Below are 18,439 nucleotides of genomic sequence, written 5' to 3'. Positions count from 1 at the left end.
AACGATTACGCGCCAATGATAGTGCTGCAACCAGTGTGAAAGTAGGTTATCGTCAGGCTTTTATTCCGCATACCCCCACTCATGGACTTGAGTGGGGGTTTTGCTTTTGGGTGAACGAAAACGGAAACGAAAATACAAAAAACAAGACATCAAGCAAAACCATCTGTCTTGGTTTCTTATCTTGTTTCCGGGCCACTTGGCCTCCCAACGTAGCGCGGACACGCTGCGCGCGCCACCTCTGGTCACTTATTCTCTCCTCTCGCTCACCGCTCGGCCGATCAGCCAACGACACCGGGCTCCAGCATCCGCTGGAGCGACGATCATCAGGCTAATTCTCTTCTAACCTGGGCGGATGACTGCCCGCATCGTCAGTATTAGCAGCAAAGTTGCAGTTCAGGTCCTTACATCCGGATGCGCGCATTTCAGCATGAAAACTTAACATCGTCACTCCTGCACAGGCAGGAGCACCGCGGCGTTCGTCGATAAGCTTGAGAACAGCATTCGTAAAAGCCAGTTTAAAGTGGATAGGAATCGCCAGTCTCATGAGCTAATTTAGGACGAAGTAAGGTAATAAACACTTGGATTCTGCTCGGTGAAACAAATTTAAGAGCAGATTTGTGAGAAACTCTTTGAGGGCAAAATATTAAATTATTTCAATTTAAAAGCTTTGAATTTTATCCCTGTTGTTTACTACCATCCGTTTTATCCACTCATCACCAAAAGCCAACCGTTAATCGATAATGCATTGATGCGTACAGGCAATCATATATATTATGGAGGAACATAAGGTGACAAAAATATGAACACGCTGAAATTAAAACTTTCTTATTCCGAACGGGGCTTTACTCTCATCGAATTGATGATAGTTGTCGTCATTGTCGGAGTTATCACTGCAATCGCATTGCCCAATTATCGTGCATTCGTGATCAATAGCCGCAGCGCTTCAATTACGAGTCTGTTGCATGGTGCAATTTCGGATGCAAAAGCTGCAGCCAGGAACCGGGGGGCCATTACCATTTGTAAAAGTGACAATCCTGACGCGCCTATACCAACATGTTCGAGTGTGGTTAGTAGTGGTTCCGCAAATGTCGGTTGGGCAAGTGGGTGGATTAGTTTTATTGACGCCAATACAAATGGACAGTTTGATGGGGGGGATACATTGATAAAAGTGCAGCCGCCATTGCTGCGTAATTTCTCGGAAGGCTCTGTAATTCCAGTTCCTCAGACTCAAAACATTGTCATTGATGGAACCGGCAGTCGATTTGGTGTAGCTACTTATTTCTATGTTAAACCACCAGATGCATATGTTGGAGCAACCTATAACCGCTACGTTTGCGTCTCTTCTGTGGGAAGAGTCAGTGTAGTCAAAACTCTTCCATGCTGAGGTTGTTATGAAAATTTTTAATTTAAATAAGCAAAAGGGTGTCTCGATGGTCGAAATCATCGTGACGATGGTTATTTTGGCGATTGGGCTTTTGGGAGTGGCGAGTTTGCAAGCAAATACTTTAAGGTATTTGAAAGGGGCAAATTATCGCGCTGAGGCAACCCAGGCGGCTTATGACATTAGTGATCGTATGCGCGCAAATGGACAGGCTATTAAAGACAAGGACACTGGACTGAATCCGAATTTCTATAGTTATCAGACTGCATATAGTTCAACGATTGCTTCTTTGCCAACTGTGCCATCCTGTTCGAATGTGAATAACTGTACTGCCCAGGAAGTCGCAAATAAAGATGTTGCCGAATGGTTGAGAAATTTGGGAATGCGCATGTACGGTGGTGCTGGCTATATTACTTTGAATGCAGCAGGGGGGTATGACGTCACTGTAATGTGGAAGGAGCCGAATATGACGACAGTTGACCCTTCTTGCCCAGTTGGTGCGCCACCAGCTCCCGGCGCCGGGGTGCGCTGCATTAACCTCAGATTTACACCTTGATTGAGGCGAATATGAAAAGAATGCAAACAAAATATTCAAAAGGACGCACCTTGATTGAGGTGATGATTGCCATGGCAATCGGGCTGGTGATTTCTTTGGCCGTTACGACCCTGTTTGTGAGTAACTCACAAACTTATAGGATTTTCGATGACAAATCTTTAATGGAAGAAGATGGCCGCATGGCACTGAATATCCTGGCTGTGCATGTACGTCAGGCGGGTTATGGAGACCTGATGAATTCCGGATTTCAGGCTGATAGTGGCGGAGGTTCAACAAACTACGATGCAACTAGTGAAGCGGTTCGTGGATGTACTGGGGGATTTGTTTCAGCAACAGGCGACCCTACGCAATGTAATAACACAAGCACTACGCCAGACGCGTTCCTCATAAAGTACGTCGCAAGTGGTGATAATGCCAATTCAGTTACTGCATCGGGTGTTGCAATTCCTACAGATTGCTTGGGACAAACCATTGCGAGCAGTCCTTCAGCAACATACATAGTCGAAAATCGCTTTTATATCGCTAGTAATCCTAGTACAGGGCGCCGTGAACTGTATTGTGCTGGCAATGGGGGCGTAGGGTTTGGTGTAACTCCATTGAATGCAGGCCAGCCATTTATGGAAAATGTGGTTGATATGAAAATTACTTACGGCTATGACCAGCAAGGAACCAAGTCAGCTAATAGTTTTTTCAGCGCAGCCTCTTTGGAGAGCCCCACAGTGCCTCAACCAATGTCTAATGGTGCGCTTGTTGATCAGACCATCAATCCTTGGGAGACCAAGTGGGGGCGAGTAGTTTCTGCAAAAATTTGTTTGGTTATGCGCTCTGCTAACGACAATCTGGCAACTACACCTACAAAATATACAGACTGCTCCGGCAGTGTCGTCACCGCGACTGATAAAAGATTGTATACAACATTTTCCACAGTAGTTGCTCTGCGCGCACGTGCATCAGGACGGACACTATGAATACTAAGTACAAAGCTCAAACGGGGTTTGTCATGCTAACCTCACTGGTCTTTTTAATGGTGTTAACCATACTTGCGATAACAGCCGTACGACGGGCAACGCAGGATGAGGGTATAGCCAACAATTTAAGAGGGCAGAATCTCGCTTTCCAGGCAGCAGAAACGGCCTTGCGTTTTTGTCAAAAAGAAATAGAAGTTACTGGTGCTGGCTCAGAACTGGGTACTGGTGTGGTGCAGACTGCCAATGGTGTACCTGTAAATATTTATCCTGGCTTGCCAGGTTCACCCATGCCTACCTTGTGGCAAACGCGATCTAATTGGACTACTAAAGCTTTTACATTGCCAGCGAATACTGTTCCTAATGTATCAGCGCAGCCAGAATGTATGATCGAAGAGTGGAAAAAATTGAATGAAGGCTTTGGGATGACCGAGGGTGTAAATGCAGGCTCTGGTACTGGTAAAGCATATCTGATTACCGCGCGAGGCCAGGGGGTAACTGCAAACACGGTTATTTGGCTGCAAGTCGAGTGGTATTTGGGATCAGGTGCATAACTGAGCACAATGGCTGAACTGAGGCAAGAAAAGCAAATTTAAGAGGAAATCATGATTAATAGATTAAAAAAACCAGTCAGTTACTACTTGATCTGCGCAGTTGCAGCTCAACTTGGCATGTCTGGCTATGCATATGCTGGCATCTCGCAAGTGCCGCCTCTGGTTAAGCCCAATGTGCCACCAAATATTTTTTACACTCTGGATGACTCAGGCTCGATGATGTTCGAGATGATGCCCGACGATATTCCAAAAACTGGTGATCCAACGCTGGACAGATATTGGAATGGTAGTAGCTGGCAGGCTAAGGGTACCGAGATGGATAACTACTGTGCAAACACGGGCCATTCTTGCTGGGTGACAAATGTATTCCCCAAGCCAGCCAATTTATATAATGTTGGTGGTGCTGGAGACTATGGGTCAACTAATCAGGTTGTTGTAGGCTTTAATCATAATATTACCGTCGCGCGTTGGCGCTCGTCCGATATTAACAAGGCTTACTATGATCCGAAAGTCTTGTATCAGCCTTGGGCCGCGCCAAGTGGTGGCTTGATGTCGCCTGCAAATGTTGCTGCAGCTTTATATAATCCAGTTGCACCAACCGGCGGTACTAACACCAATGTAATCGACTTGACGCAAAATCAGACCTTTGCCGCAGGAACTTATTCCTGGTTGAAAGATGACGCCAGCGATTATGAAACGACGGCACACACCGTTTTTCCAGCGCTCTACTATATTTATAATGGTGGAGGCAGTTGTACTACCAGCATATTGACTTGTTTTACCAGAGTTGAAATCAAAGCCGGCACTACTTTGCCTGCCAAGGCACCGGCCAGGACAGATTGTCCATTGACAGCCTGTACAATCGCGCAGGAGTTGCAGAATTTCGCAAACTGGTTTCAGTACCATCGTTCGCGTATTCTGACTGCGCGTGGTGGCAGTGGTCAGGCGTTTTCCAAGCAAAGTTCAACAATCCGGGTTGGTTTCGGTACCATTAACACGAGTGGCACAGTAATTAATAAAGTAACTGATGATTTTAGTGCTACCAACAAAACCAATTTCCTGAATACTTTATACAAACAGAGAATGCCTGCGGCAGGTACTCCTTTGCGTAATGCGGTAGATGATGTTGGTCAATATTTTACTGACACTTCTAATACCGGGCCTTGGCAAACACAGAGTGGTGTTGGTGCTACCAGCACACAACTCACTTGCCGTCAAAACTACAATATCCTGATGACTGATGGCTATTGGAATGGTGCTGCTGCTGCTGGTGGCCGCAATTCTAATTACGATGGCACTGCCGGACCGACTATCACGGGGCCAAGTTCTACATACACTTATTCACCAGCAGGACCATTTACTGATACCTATAGTGATACCCTGGCTGATATCGCTTTTTATTATTGGTCGCGTGACTTGCGTCCTGATTGGGCCGCCGCAAAGAAAAATGTCCCTGTTTCTAGTGCTGATCCTGCGTTCTGGCAGCATTTGGTTCATTTTACTGTAGGCTTGGGGGTGAAGGGTAATCTTGATCCTGCTGCTGATTTGCCTGCATTGACTGCTGGTACCAAGCAATGGCCTCAAGCTACAGACACACAAAATCAGATCGACGATTTGTGGCATGCAGCAGTTAATTCGCGCGGCAAGTACTTTAGTGCATCAAATCCTACAGAGTTTGCAAATGCGCTTGAGTCCTCGTTGAATACCATTTCAGAGCGTATTGGTGATGCGGCTGCGGTAGGTACTTCCAGCAATACAGTGCGTAGTGGCAGTAGTTTATATACTTCCAGTTATCGCACTTCTGATTGGTCAGGTCAGGTTGTGCAACGGCCCTTGGATGCTGACGGGAACCTCACTACTGGTGGTTGGACTGCCTCAATACCTGCATATGCAACTAGAAAAGATAATGTTTATACCTATGTTGATTCAACCTTGAAGGGTAAAAAGTTTGAGCTTCTCAATCTGACTCCTGCTGATCAGGCTTTGTTCGCGACAGAAGCTGCAACTTATAGTCCGCTTGGCTCAGTTACTGCAGCCAATATCGTTGACTACATAAAAGGTGGGCCAAATCTCGGATATTTACGTCCTCGGACTATGTCTTTTGGCGATTTTGTGAATTCTGCACCACAATATATGAAGGAAGGGAATGATAGTGGTTATTCATTCTTACCTGTGGGGGCACCTGAAAAAGCAAATTCGTACAATGATTTCCTGACAGTAAAAAGAGCGCGTGCATCTATGGTGTACATAGGCGGCAATGATGGTATGTTACACGCTCTGGACGGTGCAACCGGTGTTGAGAAATTTGCCTACATACCTAAGGCCGTTGTCAGTAATTTGCCATTATTGAGCAGAACCACATATGGACATAAATTCTATGTTGATGGTACTCCTTCATTGGGCGATTACTGGAACAATGGTTGGAAAACTGCCTTGGTAGGAACTACAGGTGCAGGCGGACGAGCTGTATTTGCAATGGATGTAACTGATCCTACGGCCTTTGACGCAAGTAAAATCTTGTGGGAAGTTAGTTCTGCAAATGATGGCGATTTGGGATATACCATAGGTAATGCGCAAATTGGCCGTATGCCAAATGGCGACTGGGTTGCTGTGATGGGTAATGGTTATGAAAGCGACAATAAACATGCAGTTTTGTTTATAATTCGCCTCAAAGATGGTGTTGTTACGAAAGTAGATACAGGAATAGGGAACGCAACGACTCCAAATGGAATGGCTTCACCGAAACTTTTGATGAATTCCGATTCCACCATTAAAGCAATCTATGCAGGTGATTTATTAGGGAATTTGTGGAAATTCAATGTGACCAATACTGGTACAACCATTGCGTTCTCTAATACCCCTTTGTTTAAAGCAATACGTGCTACCAAAGCTCAGCCGATTACTGTACAACCTGACTTGGTGCCACATCCTAAAGGTGGTGCAATCGTGTTGTTTGGAACAGGTAAGATTTTTGAAACTGATGACCCATTGAATACCGATATTCAAACTATCTACGGTGTATGGGATAACTTCGGTGTACCAAGCGTCACAGCAAGTGCTATTACTAGTAGTCAAGCTGCCTTGCAAAAGCAGACCTTAACTGCATCGGGTTCTTTCTACACTGTAAATAATTTACCTGTTGACTACTCGTCCAAACGTGGTTGGTATCTGGACCTGGATACAACTTTGTCTACTGGTGAACGTATTACAATAGACCCGCAAGTGTATTTTGATGAAGTAGTATTTACGTCGATTATTCCTGCAGGTGCAACAGATACCTGTTCATCTGATGGTAAATCCACGACCTTTATCTTGCGTTCTTTGACGGGAGGCGTTTTCCCATACCCTACAATAGACACAACAGGTGATGGCAAGGTGGATGCTGCAGATACCTTGGCTGCTGGTAAACAGGGTTCATTGACGTTCGGCACTACGATTCTGAAAAAAGGCGGAAAATCTATTATTTATCAACCGCCATCTTCTGGCTCAACAGATGCAAGTGGACCAAAACCGAATAAACTGGACATAATCCAAAATGCTAATCCGTCAAAACGCATCTGGAGGCAACTCTTGCGTACGGATTGATATTACCAATCGATAAATTAAACAGAGGTGTTAAGTGTTACCACAGAAATCGAAAAAGGGTTTTACCCTGATTGAGGTACTGATAGCGGTAGTCATCATTGGTATTTTGGCTGCTATTGCGATCCCTTCTTATCTGGAGCATGTAAGAAGGGGGAGGCGTGCGGATGCCAAAGCCAAGATTGTGCAAAATGATCAGTTTATGGCGAGTTTTCTTGCGATTAATGATCGATATGATATTGATAGAGGTGGTGCTGCGGTAGCATTACCTGTGGTTGCAAGTCCCGGTGGTGCAACCGGGACTGCAATTGACTACAACATTAGTTTTGCTGTCGCCCCTACAGCAACAACCTACACAATACAGGCAGTGCCACGCCCAGGAGGTAAAATGGCGACTGACCCTTGTGGGACTTTTACGATTAATAATTTTGGTGCCAGAACAGTGTCAGGATCGCTTTCTGTGGATGAATGTTGGTATAAGTAAATATACCTATTTGCAGCTCAGCTCTTCCTGACCTCTTGTATCGCCTCGGCAAATTCGGATACATCTTCAAAGCTTTTGTACACAGAAGCGAAACGGATGTAGGCGATTTTGTCGAGGCGTTTCAATTCGCGCATGACCAGTTCACCCAAGTGGCCGGACATGACTTCGCGCTCTCCGCTGGACAATAATTTTTCTTCTATTCTCTGTATCGCTGTCTCGACTGCTTCGGCTGATACCGGGCGCTTGCGCAGAGCCAGCATCAGGCTGGCGCGCAGCTTGGCGGTTTCATATTCTGTGCGACTACCGTTTTTCTTGACGATGACGGGCATCACCAGTTCTATACGCTCATACGTGGTAAAGCGCTTGTCGCAGTCGGCACAGCGGCGGCGACGCCGTATGACATTACCTTCTTCTGAAACACGGGTGTCAATGACCTGGGTGTCATCGTGATGGCAAAATGGGCATTTCATGGCGTATAGGGATCCGTTAATTTACTGGCTTACTTGCTAATAGACTTTGATGCCTGTTTATTTTATTGCTTTTATAAAAAAGCCACTCGTCTGAGTGGCTTTTTTTATTGTGCTTCCAGAGCCTGCTTATTGCGGCATGATATCAAGCTTGAATTCAAACCTGGATATTAAGCGTGATAAATCAGGCTTGATACACTGGGAATGCATCAGTCAATTGTTTGACCTCAGCCTTCACGCGTTCTATCGTCGCTGCATCATGCGGATTGTCGAGTACGTCAGCGATCAGATTACCTACTTTAACGGCTTGTTCTTCCTTGAAACCACGGGTAGTGAAAGCTGGGCTGCCCAAACGGATACCAGAAGTGACCATAGGTTTTTGCGGATCATTAGGAATGCCGTTTTTATTGCATGTCATATGGGCAGAACCCAGTATGGCTTCGGCTTCCTTGCCTGTCAAACCTTTAGGACGCAGGTCCACCAGCATGACGTGTGATTCAGTGCGGCCAGAAACAATACGCAAACCACGTTCAGTCAAGGTGTTTGCCAGGGCTGCAGCATTCTTGACGACTTGTTCCTGGTAAGCCTTGAACTCTGGTGTCAGTGCTTCTTTGAATGCAACCGCTTTACCAGCGATAACATGCATCAAGGGGCCGCCTTGCAAGCCTGGGAAGATCGCAGAATTGATCTTCTTAGAAATCGCTTCATCATTCGTTAAAATGATACCGCCACGTGGGCCACGCAGGCTCTTGTGGGTAGTCGATGTAACGACGTCAGCGAAAGGCACAGGGTTTGGATAAACGCCTGCGGCGATCAAGCCCGCATAGTGAGCCATATCAACCATGAAGTAAGCGCCGATCTCTTTGGCAATTTTGGAGAAGCGTTCAAAGTCTATGCGCAGCGCAAATGCAGAGGCACCAGCGATGATCAGTTTTGGTTTGGCTTCGCGTGCCAGTTTTTCCATGGCATCGTAGTCGATATCTTCCTGCGCATTGAGGCCATAAGACACCACATTGAACCACTTGCCGGACATATTCAAAGGCATGCCGTGGGTCAGGTGACCGCCTTCGGCCAGGCTCATGCCCATGATGGTGTCGCCCGGGTTCAACAAGGCAAAGAACACGCCCTGGTTGGCCTGTGAGCCTGAGTTAGGCTGTACGTTAGCGAAATTGGCATTGAACAATTGCTTCAGGCGGTCGATGGCCAGTTGCTCGACCACGTCCACATGCTCGCAACCACCGTAGTAGCGCTTGCCTGGATAGCCTTCAGCATATTTGTTGGTCAACTGGGAGCCCTGGGCTTCCATGACGGCTGGGGAGCAATAGTTTTCAGAGGCGATCAACTCGATATGCTCTTGTTGACGGACGTTTTCTTTTTGTATCGTAGCAAACAGTTCTGGATCTACGTTGGCGAGGGTATGGTTTTTTGCAAACATGGCGGTTCCTGATTATTCCTGTTAATAAACAATGATTGTTGTTAATGAGGTGTCTGAAACGGATGTGGGGCAGCCTCATTGCTTTTACCATCAGGCTACCCAGGCGCACGGCTGGAGTCAGATTGACTCCGAAATCTCACGCTTCCCGATGGATCTCCATCTTTGGCCAGAATTCTTGCTCGTCGTAATTACAAAAGAGAGCAGAGTTGGCCGTTTCGCCAGTCACGTGAAATGAAATGGTGATTGGATTTTACGTGATGGCGTTTGAATGGGCAAGTGTCAGCGTTGCTATTGGAAAAATTAATTTTCGCACAAGTATGTATCTCGAAATTTTCGACGCTCAAGTATTGGATGAGTATTGGATGACAAAAGCACTTAAAATAGTATGTATTGAGGCTGATAAGCCAGCTAGACAAATTACCTACAAAAACTTAAGGAATTCAGCATGATCGTATTAATTACAGGCGCAAGTTCAGGTTTTGGTGAGGAAATGGCGCGCAAATTTGTCCGTGAAGGGCATAAAGTCATCGCTGCCGCCCGCCGTACAGACAGACTGGACGCCTTGAAAGCTGAACTTGGTGCTGCTTTGTTACCAGTGACGCTGGACGTCACCAGCAAGGATTCCATCAAACAAGCCCTGGCTGGTTTGAGTGCCGAATGGAAAAATATCGATGTGCTGATCAACAATGCCGGTCTGGCCTTGGGGACAGAGCCAGCGCATCTGGCTTCCCAGGATGAATGGGATACCATGATAGACACCAATACCAAGGGCCTGGTCACAGTCACCAGGGCTATCCTGCCAGACATGGTGGCGCGCGGTACTGGTACGGTTATCAATATCGGCTCAGTCGCTGGTGAAACACCTTATCCAGGCGGCAATGTTTATGGCGCTACCAAGGCTTTTGTCGATCAGTTCACCCGTAATTTGCGCGCTGACCTGGTTGGTACGGGCGTGCGTGCTACCAATATTGCCCCTGGCCTGTGCGGTGGCACTGAGTTTTCCAATGTGCGCTTCCGCGGCAATGATGATGCGGCAGCCAAGGTATATGAAGGCACAGTACCGCTGACTGCTGTTGATATTGCTGAAACAGCGTATTGGATCGCCACTTTACCTGCGCATGTAAATATCAATCACATAGAAATGATGCCTACTTGTCAGGGCTATGGACCGCTGGTCATCAAGCGCAATACAGCGTGACTCTCTTGTAGTCCCAGATAACCTCAGGCAGGTTCTGAGATAACTGATTTGCTCTGGTCGCTGCTCGTCACGATGGCTGCGACCATTTCTCGAATGCAGCCCGCACTTTATCTTGCCAGCTTTGAGTGACAAAGAGTAAATATACGCACCTAATAGCTGGTAAAGTTTATACTATGAAAACAGAATTTGTATGGCCGGTCAGGGTCTACTATGAAGATACTGATGCCGGTGGCATTGTTTTTTATGCGAATTACCTGAAGTTTTTTGAACGTGCCCGTACCGAGTGGCTCAGGGCTGCAGGTGTTAACCAGCAGCAAATGGCAGATGAGCATGGTTTGATGTTTGTCGTCAAAGGCACCGCAGTCGAGTATCATGCACCCGCCAGGCTGGATGATGAACTAAGGCTGACTGTTGTGGTCGAAAAGCTGGGCAGGGCATCTGTACAGTTTGTGCAAGAAGCCTGGTGTGGCCAGCGTTTGCTGGCCTCAGGCAAGATCAAGGTAGGCTGTGTCAGCAAGGCTGAAGTCAAACCGGCGGCAATACCTGCTGAAGTGCTGGCAAAGATAGGCTGAGATTATTTTTTTAGGGCTGCAACAAATCGGCCCGGTGTTTTGTTTTTGAATTGATTCAATATGACTGTTACCCAAGACCTCTCATTTCTAAGTCTGATCACAAATGCCTCGATTCTGGTGCAACTGGTCATGGCACTGCTGCTAGGTGTGTCACTGACGAGCTGGACTTACATCTTCAGTAAAATGTTCGCCATCAAAAAAGCGCGCGGACAAACAGAAGAATTTGAACGCAATTTCTGGTCTGGTGGCAATCTGGTTGATCTGTACGCTGCGGCGACGAATAGCCGCCGTACTGGCCGCGATACCAGTGGCGCGCTCGAACGTATCTTCGAAGCAGGCATGAGTGAATACCACAAGGTTAAGACAGCCAACAAGGCTGCGCTGGATGCTGGCGCCATGCTCGATGGTGCGCGTCGTGCCATGCGCGCCTCTTACCAACGTGAAATGGATTTGCTTGAGTCACACCTGTCCTTTCTCGCTTCCGTCGGTTCTGTTTCTCCTTACATCGGTTTGTTCGGTACAGTCTGGGGCATCATGAACTCCTTCCGTGGCCTGGCCAATGTGCAGCAGGCGACATTGGCTGCCGTGGCTCCAGGTATCGCTGAAGCCCTGATTGCTACTGCGATAGGCTTGTTTGCCGCTATCCCTGCCGTGCTGGCCTATAACCGCTATTCTCACGATATAGACAGGCTGGCGATACGTTTTGAAACCTTTATCGAGGAATTCTCCAACATTCTCCAGCGTCAGTCACGCTAGGAAGAATGAGATAGCATGAGTACCCTGCGTGGCGAACGTAAACGCAAATTCAAGGCAGAAATCAACGTCGTTCCGTATATTGACGTGATGCTGGTGTTGCTGGTGATTTTCATGGTGTGCGCACCGATGACCAATCCCAGTGTCATCAACCTGCCCACCGCCGGACAATCTACCCAGCCGCCTTCTGATTACATAGAAATCACTTTGAGGCCTGATGCGCCTTCGACCATCAGCATCAATAGCAAAGCTGGCAGCAACGGCAATAATCGTCAGGAAAGCAAGGAAGAAGCAAAAGACCGCAAGCAGTTGATGCAAAAACTGCGCGAGTACCATGATGCCAAACCTGAGCTGTCCGTCCTGGTATCTGCCGACAAAGGCATGATTTATGATGAGGTTATACAAGTGATTTCAGAAGCTAAAAAATTGGGTATCAATCGCGTTGGTCTGGCGACCAAGTGAGTTTTCTCAGATGCAGATAAGACTGCGCCCGCTACTGATATTGTTCTGTGCTGCCGGTTTATGCGGTGCAGGTTTGGTGAGGGCGCAGCAGCCTGTGCAAACTGAAACACCGGCGACCACCGTAGCACCAGCACCAGATACCGACAACGAAGCCAGCGCTAGCAGTGCCAGTAGTGGTCGCTTGCAACTGGTGGCAGCCAAAGCACACTGGGCGGATCTGCTGAAAGAGCATATCCCAGAATTCGCCAACAATGCCGAAGCGCAAAATATTACACCTGCACTGATTAAAAGATTGCGTTTGGATATCAGCAATATCCTTGCCACCGAAGGTTATTTCTCTCCGCAAATCCAGTTTGAAAATCCCGATCAAACTGCAGCGACAGCTAAAAACACGACAAATAAAATTGTCCACGTTACTGTAGATGCGGGTCAGCGCACCCTCATAGAGAACGTATCGCTAAAAGTGCTTGGCCCCATGGCAGATGCCATAGATGCCGGTGATAAGGCCATCCTTAAAAGGAGACGCGCCCTGCAAGAAGACTGGGGCCTGGCAGTGGGCCAACCATTCCGTGATGCTGACTGGAGTGATTCCAAAACGCATTTGCTGGAAAGCCTGCGTGCAGATGCTTACGCATCGGCCAGCATGACGTCCAGCGAGGCAAAAATTGATGCTGACCAGCATAGTGGCATGTTGCAAGTCGAGATCGATAGTGGCCCTGTATTCACCCTTGGTGATATACGCGTTACAGGTTTGCAGCGTTACCCATCATGGCTGATAGAGCGTTATCAGGCGCCACAAAAAGGTGAGGTCTATTCACGCTCACGCTTACTGGATTTCCAGCGTTCCTTGCAAAACTCAGCTTATTTTTCGACCGTGGCTGTAGGTATAGACCCTGACCCGGAAAAAGCTGGTGCCGTGCCTGTCGATGTGACTGTGGTTGAACGCCAGGCGCGCGATTTGAGTTTTGGTCTGGGCTATAGCACCAATACCGGTTACCGTAGCGAGGTGGCTTACCGTGACCGCAATATCTTCGACCAGGCCTGGGATTTGCGCAGTGCCGTCAGGCTGGAACAAAGGCGTCAACTTGGTTATGTTGACATTTATCTCCCACCCAGAGAGAGCAAATTCCTTGACTCTTTTGGGGTGCTGGTGGAGCGTGAGGATATCGCTGGTGTGCGCTCGAGCCGCAGTGCCCTGGGTGTAAAACGTACCAGTACACGCGGGCATCTGGAACAGCGTCTGGGCTTGAATATCGTCAGGGAAAAAATTTCTCCTGATGGTGAAGCAGAAGAAGTCAACAAGGCGCTGGTTGCCAGCATAGGCTGGACCTGGCGTGATGTTGATCAGCCTTTTGATCCACGTAAAGGCCAGATTTTGCAATTTGATCTTGCTGCATCTGAAAAGGCATTGTTCTCTGACCAGCGCTTCGTCCGCAGTTATGCCAAATACCAACGCTGGATACCCGTGCGCAAAACTGATACCGTGATCTTGCGTGCAGAACTTGGCGCTGTTTTTTCCAGGGACGAAGAGGGTATCCCTGAAGATTACCTGTTCCGCACCGGTGGCAGCACTACCGTGCGCGGCTACGGTTATCAAACGCTGGGAATACAGCACATAGGCAGCACCCGTGGTGGCCGCGTGATGGCGACTGCCAGTGCAGAATACGTGCATTGGTTGAACTCCTCCTGGGGGGCTGCAACTTTTCTCGATGTGGGCAATGCCGCTGACAACTTTCGTGAGTTGAGTTTGAAGCAGGGCATGGGTGTGGGTGCGCGCTACAAAACCCCGGCAGGGCCGATTGCACTTGATCTGGCTTATGGTCGCCAGACAAAAAAAGTCCGGCTGGATTTCTCCATCGCCATCGCGTTCTGATATGAGTGCAAACGAAAAAAATCAGGCGGAGAAAAAACTGCCCGCCAAAAAAAAGCGTAGTCATTTGCGCCGCTTAAGCTTATTCATCGTCAAGCTGTTTATTCTATTGGTCGTCGTGTGCAGTCTCGTTCTGACCTGGATGTACAAAACTGAAAGTGGCACCAGAGCCGCATTGGCCCTGATAGAAAATATCAGCCTTGGTAGCCTGAAATTCAGCGGCGTGAAGGGTACTTTGGATGACGAGCTCAAGCTGGATGAATTCAGCTTTATCTCCCAGGATTTGCATCTGAACGGCAATGCTATCTCTTTGCAGTGGCGGCCAATAGCCTTATGGCGACGTCATGTCGATATCACCAGTCTGCAATTAAGCGCATTGACGGTCGCCAGCCGGTCAAGTAAAAATGTAGCCAGTGTACCTGTTAATATCGGTCTGCCCTTTAGCCTGAGCGCACCCAGGTTGGCACTGGGGCGCTTGCATATTGCTACGTTGACTGACGGTGGCAAACAAATAGAAACCCTGAAACTCAGTGCACTGACGGGCAGTTTTTCGTATCAGGACAAGCAGTTCAAAGCACAAACTACATTGAGTAGCCCCTGGGGTAATTTGAAAGGCGAAGCTGATATGGGCAGCCTCGCGCCTTTCAAACTCAATGGCCGCCTGAGCCTGCAAGGCGAGGTTCAGGAAGGCATACCGCCTGTCATCTTGCAAGGTGTAGTCACTGGCAGCCTGCATGATATGCAAGTTGCAGTCGAAGCCGCATTGGATAGTGCCGCAGATAAAAATATCCGGAATAAAAATCTGCAAGGGCATGTCAAGGGACGTATCAGCGCATTTACAGCGCCGTATATACGCGAGCTGGACATTGATGTCCAACATTTTGACCCATCTGCATGGCAGACGAATGCACCACATGCAGACTTGCGCATACTCACGCAATTGAAGCCAGTCACAGATGAAAAAAATACTGAAAAAAACGCGCAAAAAAATGCTGCGTTTGGTTTGACTGGCCCAATCAATATTCAAAATAGCCAGACTGCCAGCATCAATAAGCAAGGCTTGCCAGTGCAATCCTTGAGCACAAAACTATTCTGGCAAGGCCAGCATCTGAGTCTGACAGACCTGGCGGTGCAACTGGCAGGCAAGGGCAAGTTGCAAGGTGAGGCCGATGTCAATTGGCAGGCGGCGGAATTACAGGCTGATTTGAAACTCAACCTGGCCAATATCGACCTGAATCAAATCGACCAGCGCCTGCATGCCAGCAATATAAAGGGCCAGTTTTCTGCGCAGACTGCAAAAGATAAAAGCGTCAAGCTGCAAGCAAAATTGCAAGATGCGCGCGCCAGCCTGAATGCAGATGCCACTTATCAGCACGAAAAATTGCTTCTGAATCTGGATAAATTTGATTTGCAGGCAGAAGACGCACACTTGCAAGGCACTGGTGACATCAGCTTCGCTGGCAAACAGTTATTCAATCTCAAAGCCAACCTCAAGGATTTTGATCCGGCACGTTGGGTGGCGACACCCGCAGGCCGTTTGCAGGCAGACTTCAACGCTCGTGGCCAGCTATCACCACGCCTGGATGTACAAGTCAATCTGCAGCAATTGCAGGGGCAATATGCGGGCCAGCCTGTGCAGGCAGGCATGGATGCGCGCTGGCTGCAAGATCAACAGCTGCAAGTCAAACAGCTTGATCTGCGCTTCGGTAAAAATACTGTGACCGGGCAAGGTAACTGGGGTGGCGCAGACGATATATTGAAATTGAATATTGATGCCCAGGATTTAAGCCACCTCAACCCTTTGCTCAGTAACTGGGAGCTGGCACTGGGCGGCAATCTTAAGGCAGATGCCGTATTGCGCGGCCGTTTCAATGAGCCTGCAGGCAGCCTGGATGCATTGGCACAGCAAGTCAGCATCAAGCGCGGCAAGCAGCAATTCAGCATTGCCGAATTGAAGTCTCGCCTGAATCTGGCAAATGGTATCAAAGGACAATTTGATGGTGAAATTGTAGCCAGGCATATAGGTGGTGATTTGCCGGCATGGAGTGCAACAGCCAACAACCCAGACAAGCTGGAACAATTGAGCCTGAAATTGCAAGGCAGGCGCGATGCCCATAAGCTGAGCTTCGAAGCCATCTTCCCGAGCAAACAGACACTAAGCCTGGTCGCCAATGGCAACATGCAAGCTGATTCAAAAAGCGATACTGCCTGGTCATGGAATGGACAATTGCAGGCAATGAATTTAAATGGCAGACCAGATGTGCGCCTGCAAAGCTCCGCCCCCCTGCAAGTGTCTGCGAATGCTGTGCGGCTGGGGAGCCTGTCACTGCAAAGTGCGCTTGGCAGCTTGCAACTGGAAGAATTGGAATGGACGCCTGCGTCACTTAAAACCAAAGGACAAATCAGTGATGCTCATGTGTCAGACATCGCCAATCTGTTTTATCCACAAAATGCGGTGACGGGCAATCTTCGATTGAACGCGCAATGGAAGCTGCAATTAACTGAGCATGCACTGGGCGAAATTAAACTGCAGCGCCAGAGTGGTGATTTGCGATTTAATGATCCTGAGGGAACTGGTACTTCAGTTGCACTTGGCATACGCGATGTGCAATTGCAAATGAAGTTGGGTGGCCTGGTCGCCGGCACCGATGGTGAAAGCCTGAACCTTGACCTGGTTGCCGATGGCAGCCGTCTCGGGCAATGGCAAGTCAAGGCTAATACCCAGTTAAGCAAACAAAACAATGCCTGGACAATATTGGCAAGTGCACCACTTGGCGGGCAAGTCACGGCAGCCGTGCCTGATCTGCAATGGCTGGGGCCTTTCATCAATCCAGGCGTGGTGCTCAAAGGTAAACTGAATGCTGACGCGCGCCTGTCTGGCAGCATAGGCAAGCCAAACTATCGCGCCACTTTGGCCGGGCGCGAAATGGAAATCGCTTTTGCCTCAGAAGGCTTGCTCTTGCCCAATGGTAGCTTTGATGCACAGATAGAAGACAAGCACCTGAAAGTGACGAACCTGCAGTTTTCTAACACAGTCACCAATATGCCGCGCCATGCGCAATTCCGGGATGAAAACTGGATAGGCAAGAAGGGCGAATTCAAAGCCAGTGGCGATATAGATATAGGTAAGGAAACCGGCAGCATACAGGCGCAATGGACTCAGTTTCCGCTCTTGCAGCGCAAGGACAGGTGGCTGGTCGTCTCTGGTCAGGCCAACATCGTTGAAGCCAATAATATTTGGACACTGACCGGTAAAGTATTGGCAGACGGCGCTTACTTCAGGCTGCCAAAATTGCCACCGCCAAGTTTGTCCAGTGACGTAGTGGTCATACGTAAGACTGACAAGGCTGTGGCTAAAGCCGTGGAGGCTGACAGTAATCGAAAAGGCTTGAAGACCCGTGTTGATGTCAGCTTCGACATGGGGCCACGTTTTGTTTTCGTTGGCCGTGGTCTCGATACCGGGCTGGAAGGCAGCCTGCGCCTGCGCTCCAGTGATGGCAGCCCTTTGCAGGCAAATGGCTCCATACGCACTGTGAAGGGCGTTTATGAAGGCTATGGCCAGCAATTGGCGATAGAGCGCGGTATATTGAATTTTCAGGGGCCACCTGCTAATCCCGGCCTGAACATCCGTGCCCTGCGCAAAGGTTTGCCAGTTGAAGCTGGTGTGGAAGTGTTCGGTACGGTCACTACACCGCAAGTCAGGCTGGTGTCTGAACCGGACGTGCCGGATGCAGAAAAATTGTCGTGGCTGGTATTGGGACGCGGTTCAGATCAACTCGCCAGCGGTGATGCATCGCTGCTGATGTCGGCAGCTACCGCGATATTCGGTGGTGACGGCAGCCGCAATGTGCCGCGCGATATTGTGCAAGGTCTGGGTTTTGACGAGTTCTCCATAGGCTCATCCTCGAACGGTTCTACCAGCCGCCTGCCAGTGCAGACCATTGCGGGTTCCACAGGCACGAGTAATGCCAGCACTGATCAGGTAGTCAGCGTCGGCAAACGCATCATGCCGGGGCTGGTATTGTCAGTAGAGCGAGGTTTGTCTGATGCCAGTGGCGGTATCAAGCTAAGCTGGCAACTGACCAGACGTATCAGTATCACAGGCCGCACTGGCACTGAGTCTGCGGTGGATGTGAATTACACCTTCTCCTTCAATTAAA

At 48.6% G+C, this 18,439-nt stretch carries 16 protein-coding genes and 1 riboswitch; of the genes, 14 read left to right on the top strand and 2 right to left on the bottom strand.

The window, feature by feature from the left end; genetic code table 11:
* The 7 genes from AC07OI_RS28415 to AC07OI_RS28385 form a co-directional block, all read left to right on the top strand.
* Nucleotides 1-332 (top strand): hypothetical protein (locus AC07OI_RS28415; RefSeq protein WP_495259479.1); only part of this gene is annotated, 332 nt, incomplete at its 5' end.
* A gap of 467 nt (nt 333-799) precedes the next feature.
* Nucleotides 800-1,384 carry a GspH/FimT family pseudopilin gene (locus AC07OI_RS28410; RefSeq protein WP_495259478.1) on the top strand — a complete coding sequence of 195 codons (585 nt, stop codon included), beginning with the start codon at nt 800-802 and terminating at the stop codon, nt 1,382-1,384.
* Nucleotides 1,385-1,391: 7 nt separating this feature from the next.
* Complete coding sequence (pilV, locus tag AC07OI_RS28405; protein ID WP_495259477.1) at nt 1,392-1,937, top strand: type IV pilus modification protein PilV; 546 nt, start codon at nt 1,392-1,394, stop codon at nt 1,935-1,937.
* A gap of 11 nt (nt 1,938-1,948) precedes the next feature.
* Nucleotides 1,949-2,905 carry a PilW family protein gene (locus tag AC07OI_RS28400; RefSeq protein ID WP_495259476.1) on the top strand — a complete coding sequence of 319 codons (957 nt, stop codon included), beginning with the start codon at nt 1,949-1,951 and terminating at the stop codon, nt 2,903-2,905.
* Nucleotides 2,902-3,456, top strand: coding sequence for a pilus assembly PilX family protein (locus AC07OI_RS28395; protein WP_495259475.1), 555 nt, complete (start codon nt 2,902-2,904; stop codon nt 3,454-3,456). Before AC07OI_RS28400 ends, AC07OI_RS28395 begins: the two co-directional genes overlap by 4 nt.
* Before the next feature lie 51 nt (nt 3,457-3,507).
* Entirely contained in the window at nt 3,508-7,041 is a 3,534-nt protein-coding gene (locus tag AC07OI_RS28390; protein WP_495259474.1) for a pilus assembly protein, read from the top strand.
* A gap of 34 nt (nt 7,042-7,075) precedes the next feature.
* Nucleotides 7,076-7,522, top strand: a complete 447-nt coding sequence (locus tag AC07OI_RS28385) for a type IV pilin protein (RefSeq protein ID WP_495259473.1) — start codon at nt 7,076-7,078, stop codon at nt 7,520-7,522.
* A gap of 17 nt (nt 7,523-7,539) precedes the next feature.
* Here AC07OI_RS28385 and nrdR read toward each other — a convergent pair whose 3' ends face one another.
* Entirely contained in the window at nt 7,540-7,992 is a 453-nt protein-coding gene (gene nrdR, locus AC07OI_RS28380; protein ID WP_423010852.1) for a transcriptional regulator NrdR, read from the bottom strand.
* A 181-nt stretch (nt 7,993-8,173) separates the two neighbouring features.
* A complete protein-coding gene (gene glyA / locus AC07OI_RS28375; RefSeq protein ID WP_495259472.1) occupies nt 8,174-9,424 on the bottom strand; it encodes a serine hydroxymethyltransferase in 1,251 nt (416 codons plus the stop codon).
* Between the two features lie 90 nt (nt 9,425-9,514).
* Nucleotides 9,515-9,660, bottom strand: a riboswitch (ZMP/ZTP riboswitch).
* 18 nt (nt 9,661-9,678) lie between these two features.
* On the opposite strand from glyA, the gene AC07OI_RS28370 reads away from it, so the two are divergent.
* The 7 genes from AC07OI_RS28370 (at nt 9,679) to AC07OI_RS28340 (ending at nt 18,438) form a co-directional block, all read left to right on the top strand.
* Nucleotides 9,679-9,873, top strand: a complete 195-nt coding sequence (locus AC07OI_RS28370; RefSeq protein WP_495259471.1) for a hypothetical protein — start codon at nt 9,679-9,681, stop codon at nt 9,871-9,873.
* A complete protein-coding gene (locus tag AC07OI_RS28365) occupies nt 9,870-10,622 on the top strand; it encodes an SDR family NAD(P)-dependent oxidoreductase (protein ID WP_492708389.1) in 753 nt (250 codons plus the stop codon). The genes AC07OI_RS28370 and AC07OI_RS28365 overlap by 4 nt, the downstream gene beginning before the upstream one ends.
* A 173-nt stretch (nt 10,623-10,795) precedes the next feature.
* Nucleotides 10,796-11,194 (top strand): tol-pal system-associated acyl-CoA thioesterase, encoded by a 399-nt coding sequence (gene ybgC / locus AC07OI_RS28360; RefSeq protein ID WP_492708387.1) that lies wholly within the window; start codon nt 10,796-10,798, stop codon nt 11,192-11,194.
* A 60-nt stretch (nt 11,195-11,254) separates the two neighbouring features.
* The gene (gene tolQ / locus AC07OI_RS28355; protein WP_110257283.1) at nt 11,255-11,950 is read left to right on the top strand and encodes a protein TolQ; all 696 of its coding nucleotides are present in this window, start codon (nt 11,255-11,257) and stop codon (nt 11,948-11,950) included.
* 15 nt (nt 11,951-11,965) lie between these two features.
* Complete coding sequence (locus AC07OI_RS28350) at nt 11,966-12,409, top strand: ExbD/TolR family protein (protein ID WP_422638784.1); 444 nt, start codon at nt 11,966-11,968, stop codon at nt 12,407-12,409.
* Nucleotides 12,410-12,419: 10 nt separating this feature from the next.
* Nucleotides 12,420-14,282, top strand: a complete 1,863-nt coding sequence (locus AC07OI_RS28345; protein ID WP_495259470.1) for an autotransporter assembly complex protein TamA — start codon at nt 12,420-12,422, stop codon at nt 14,280-14,282.
* A 1-nt stretch (nt 14,283) separates the two neighbouring features.
* Entirely contained in the window at nt 14,284-18,438 is a 4,155-nt protein-coding gene (locus AC07OI_RS28340; protein ID WP_495259469.1) for a translocation/assembly module TamB domain-containing protein, read from the top strand.
* Nucleotide 18,439 lies beyond the last annotated feature (1 nt).

Source organism: Undibacterium sp. GW821-FHT07F11, assembly GCF_059418665.1.
The sequence above is the reverse complement of the archived record's forward strand: the minus strand, read 5'-3'. Positions and strand labels throughout refer to the sequence as shown.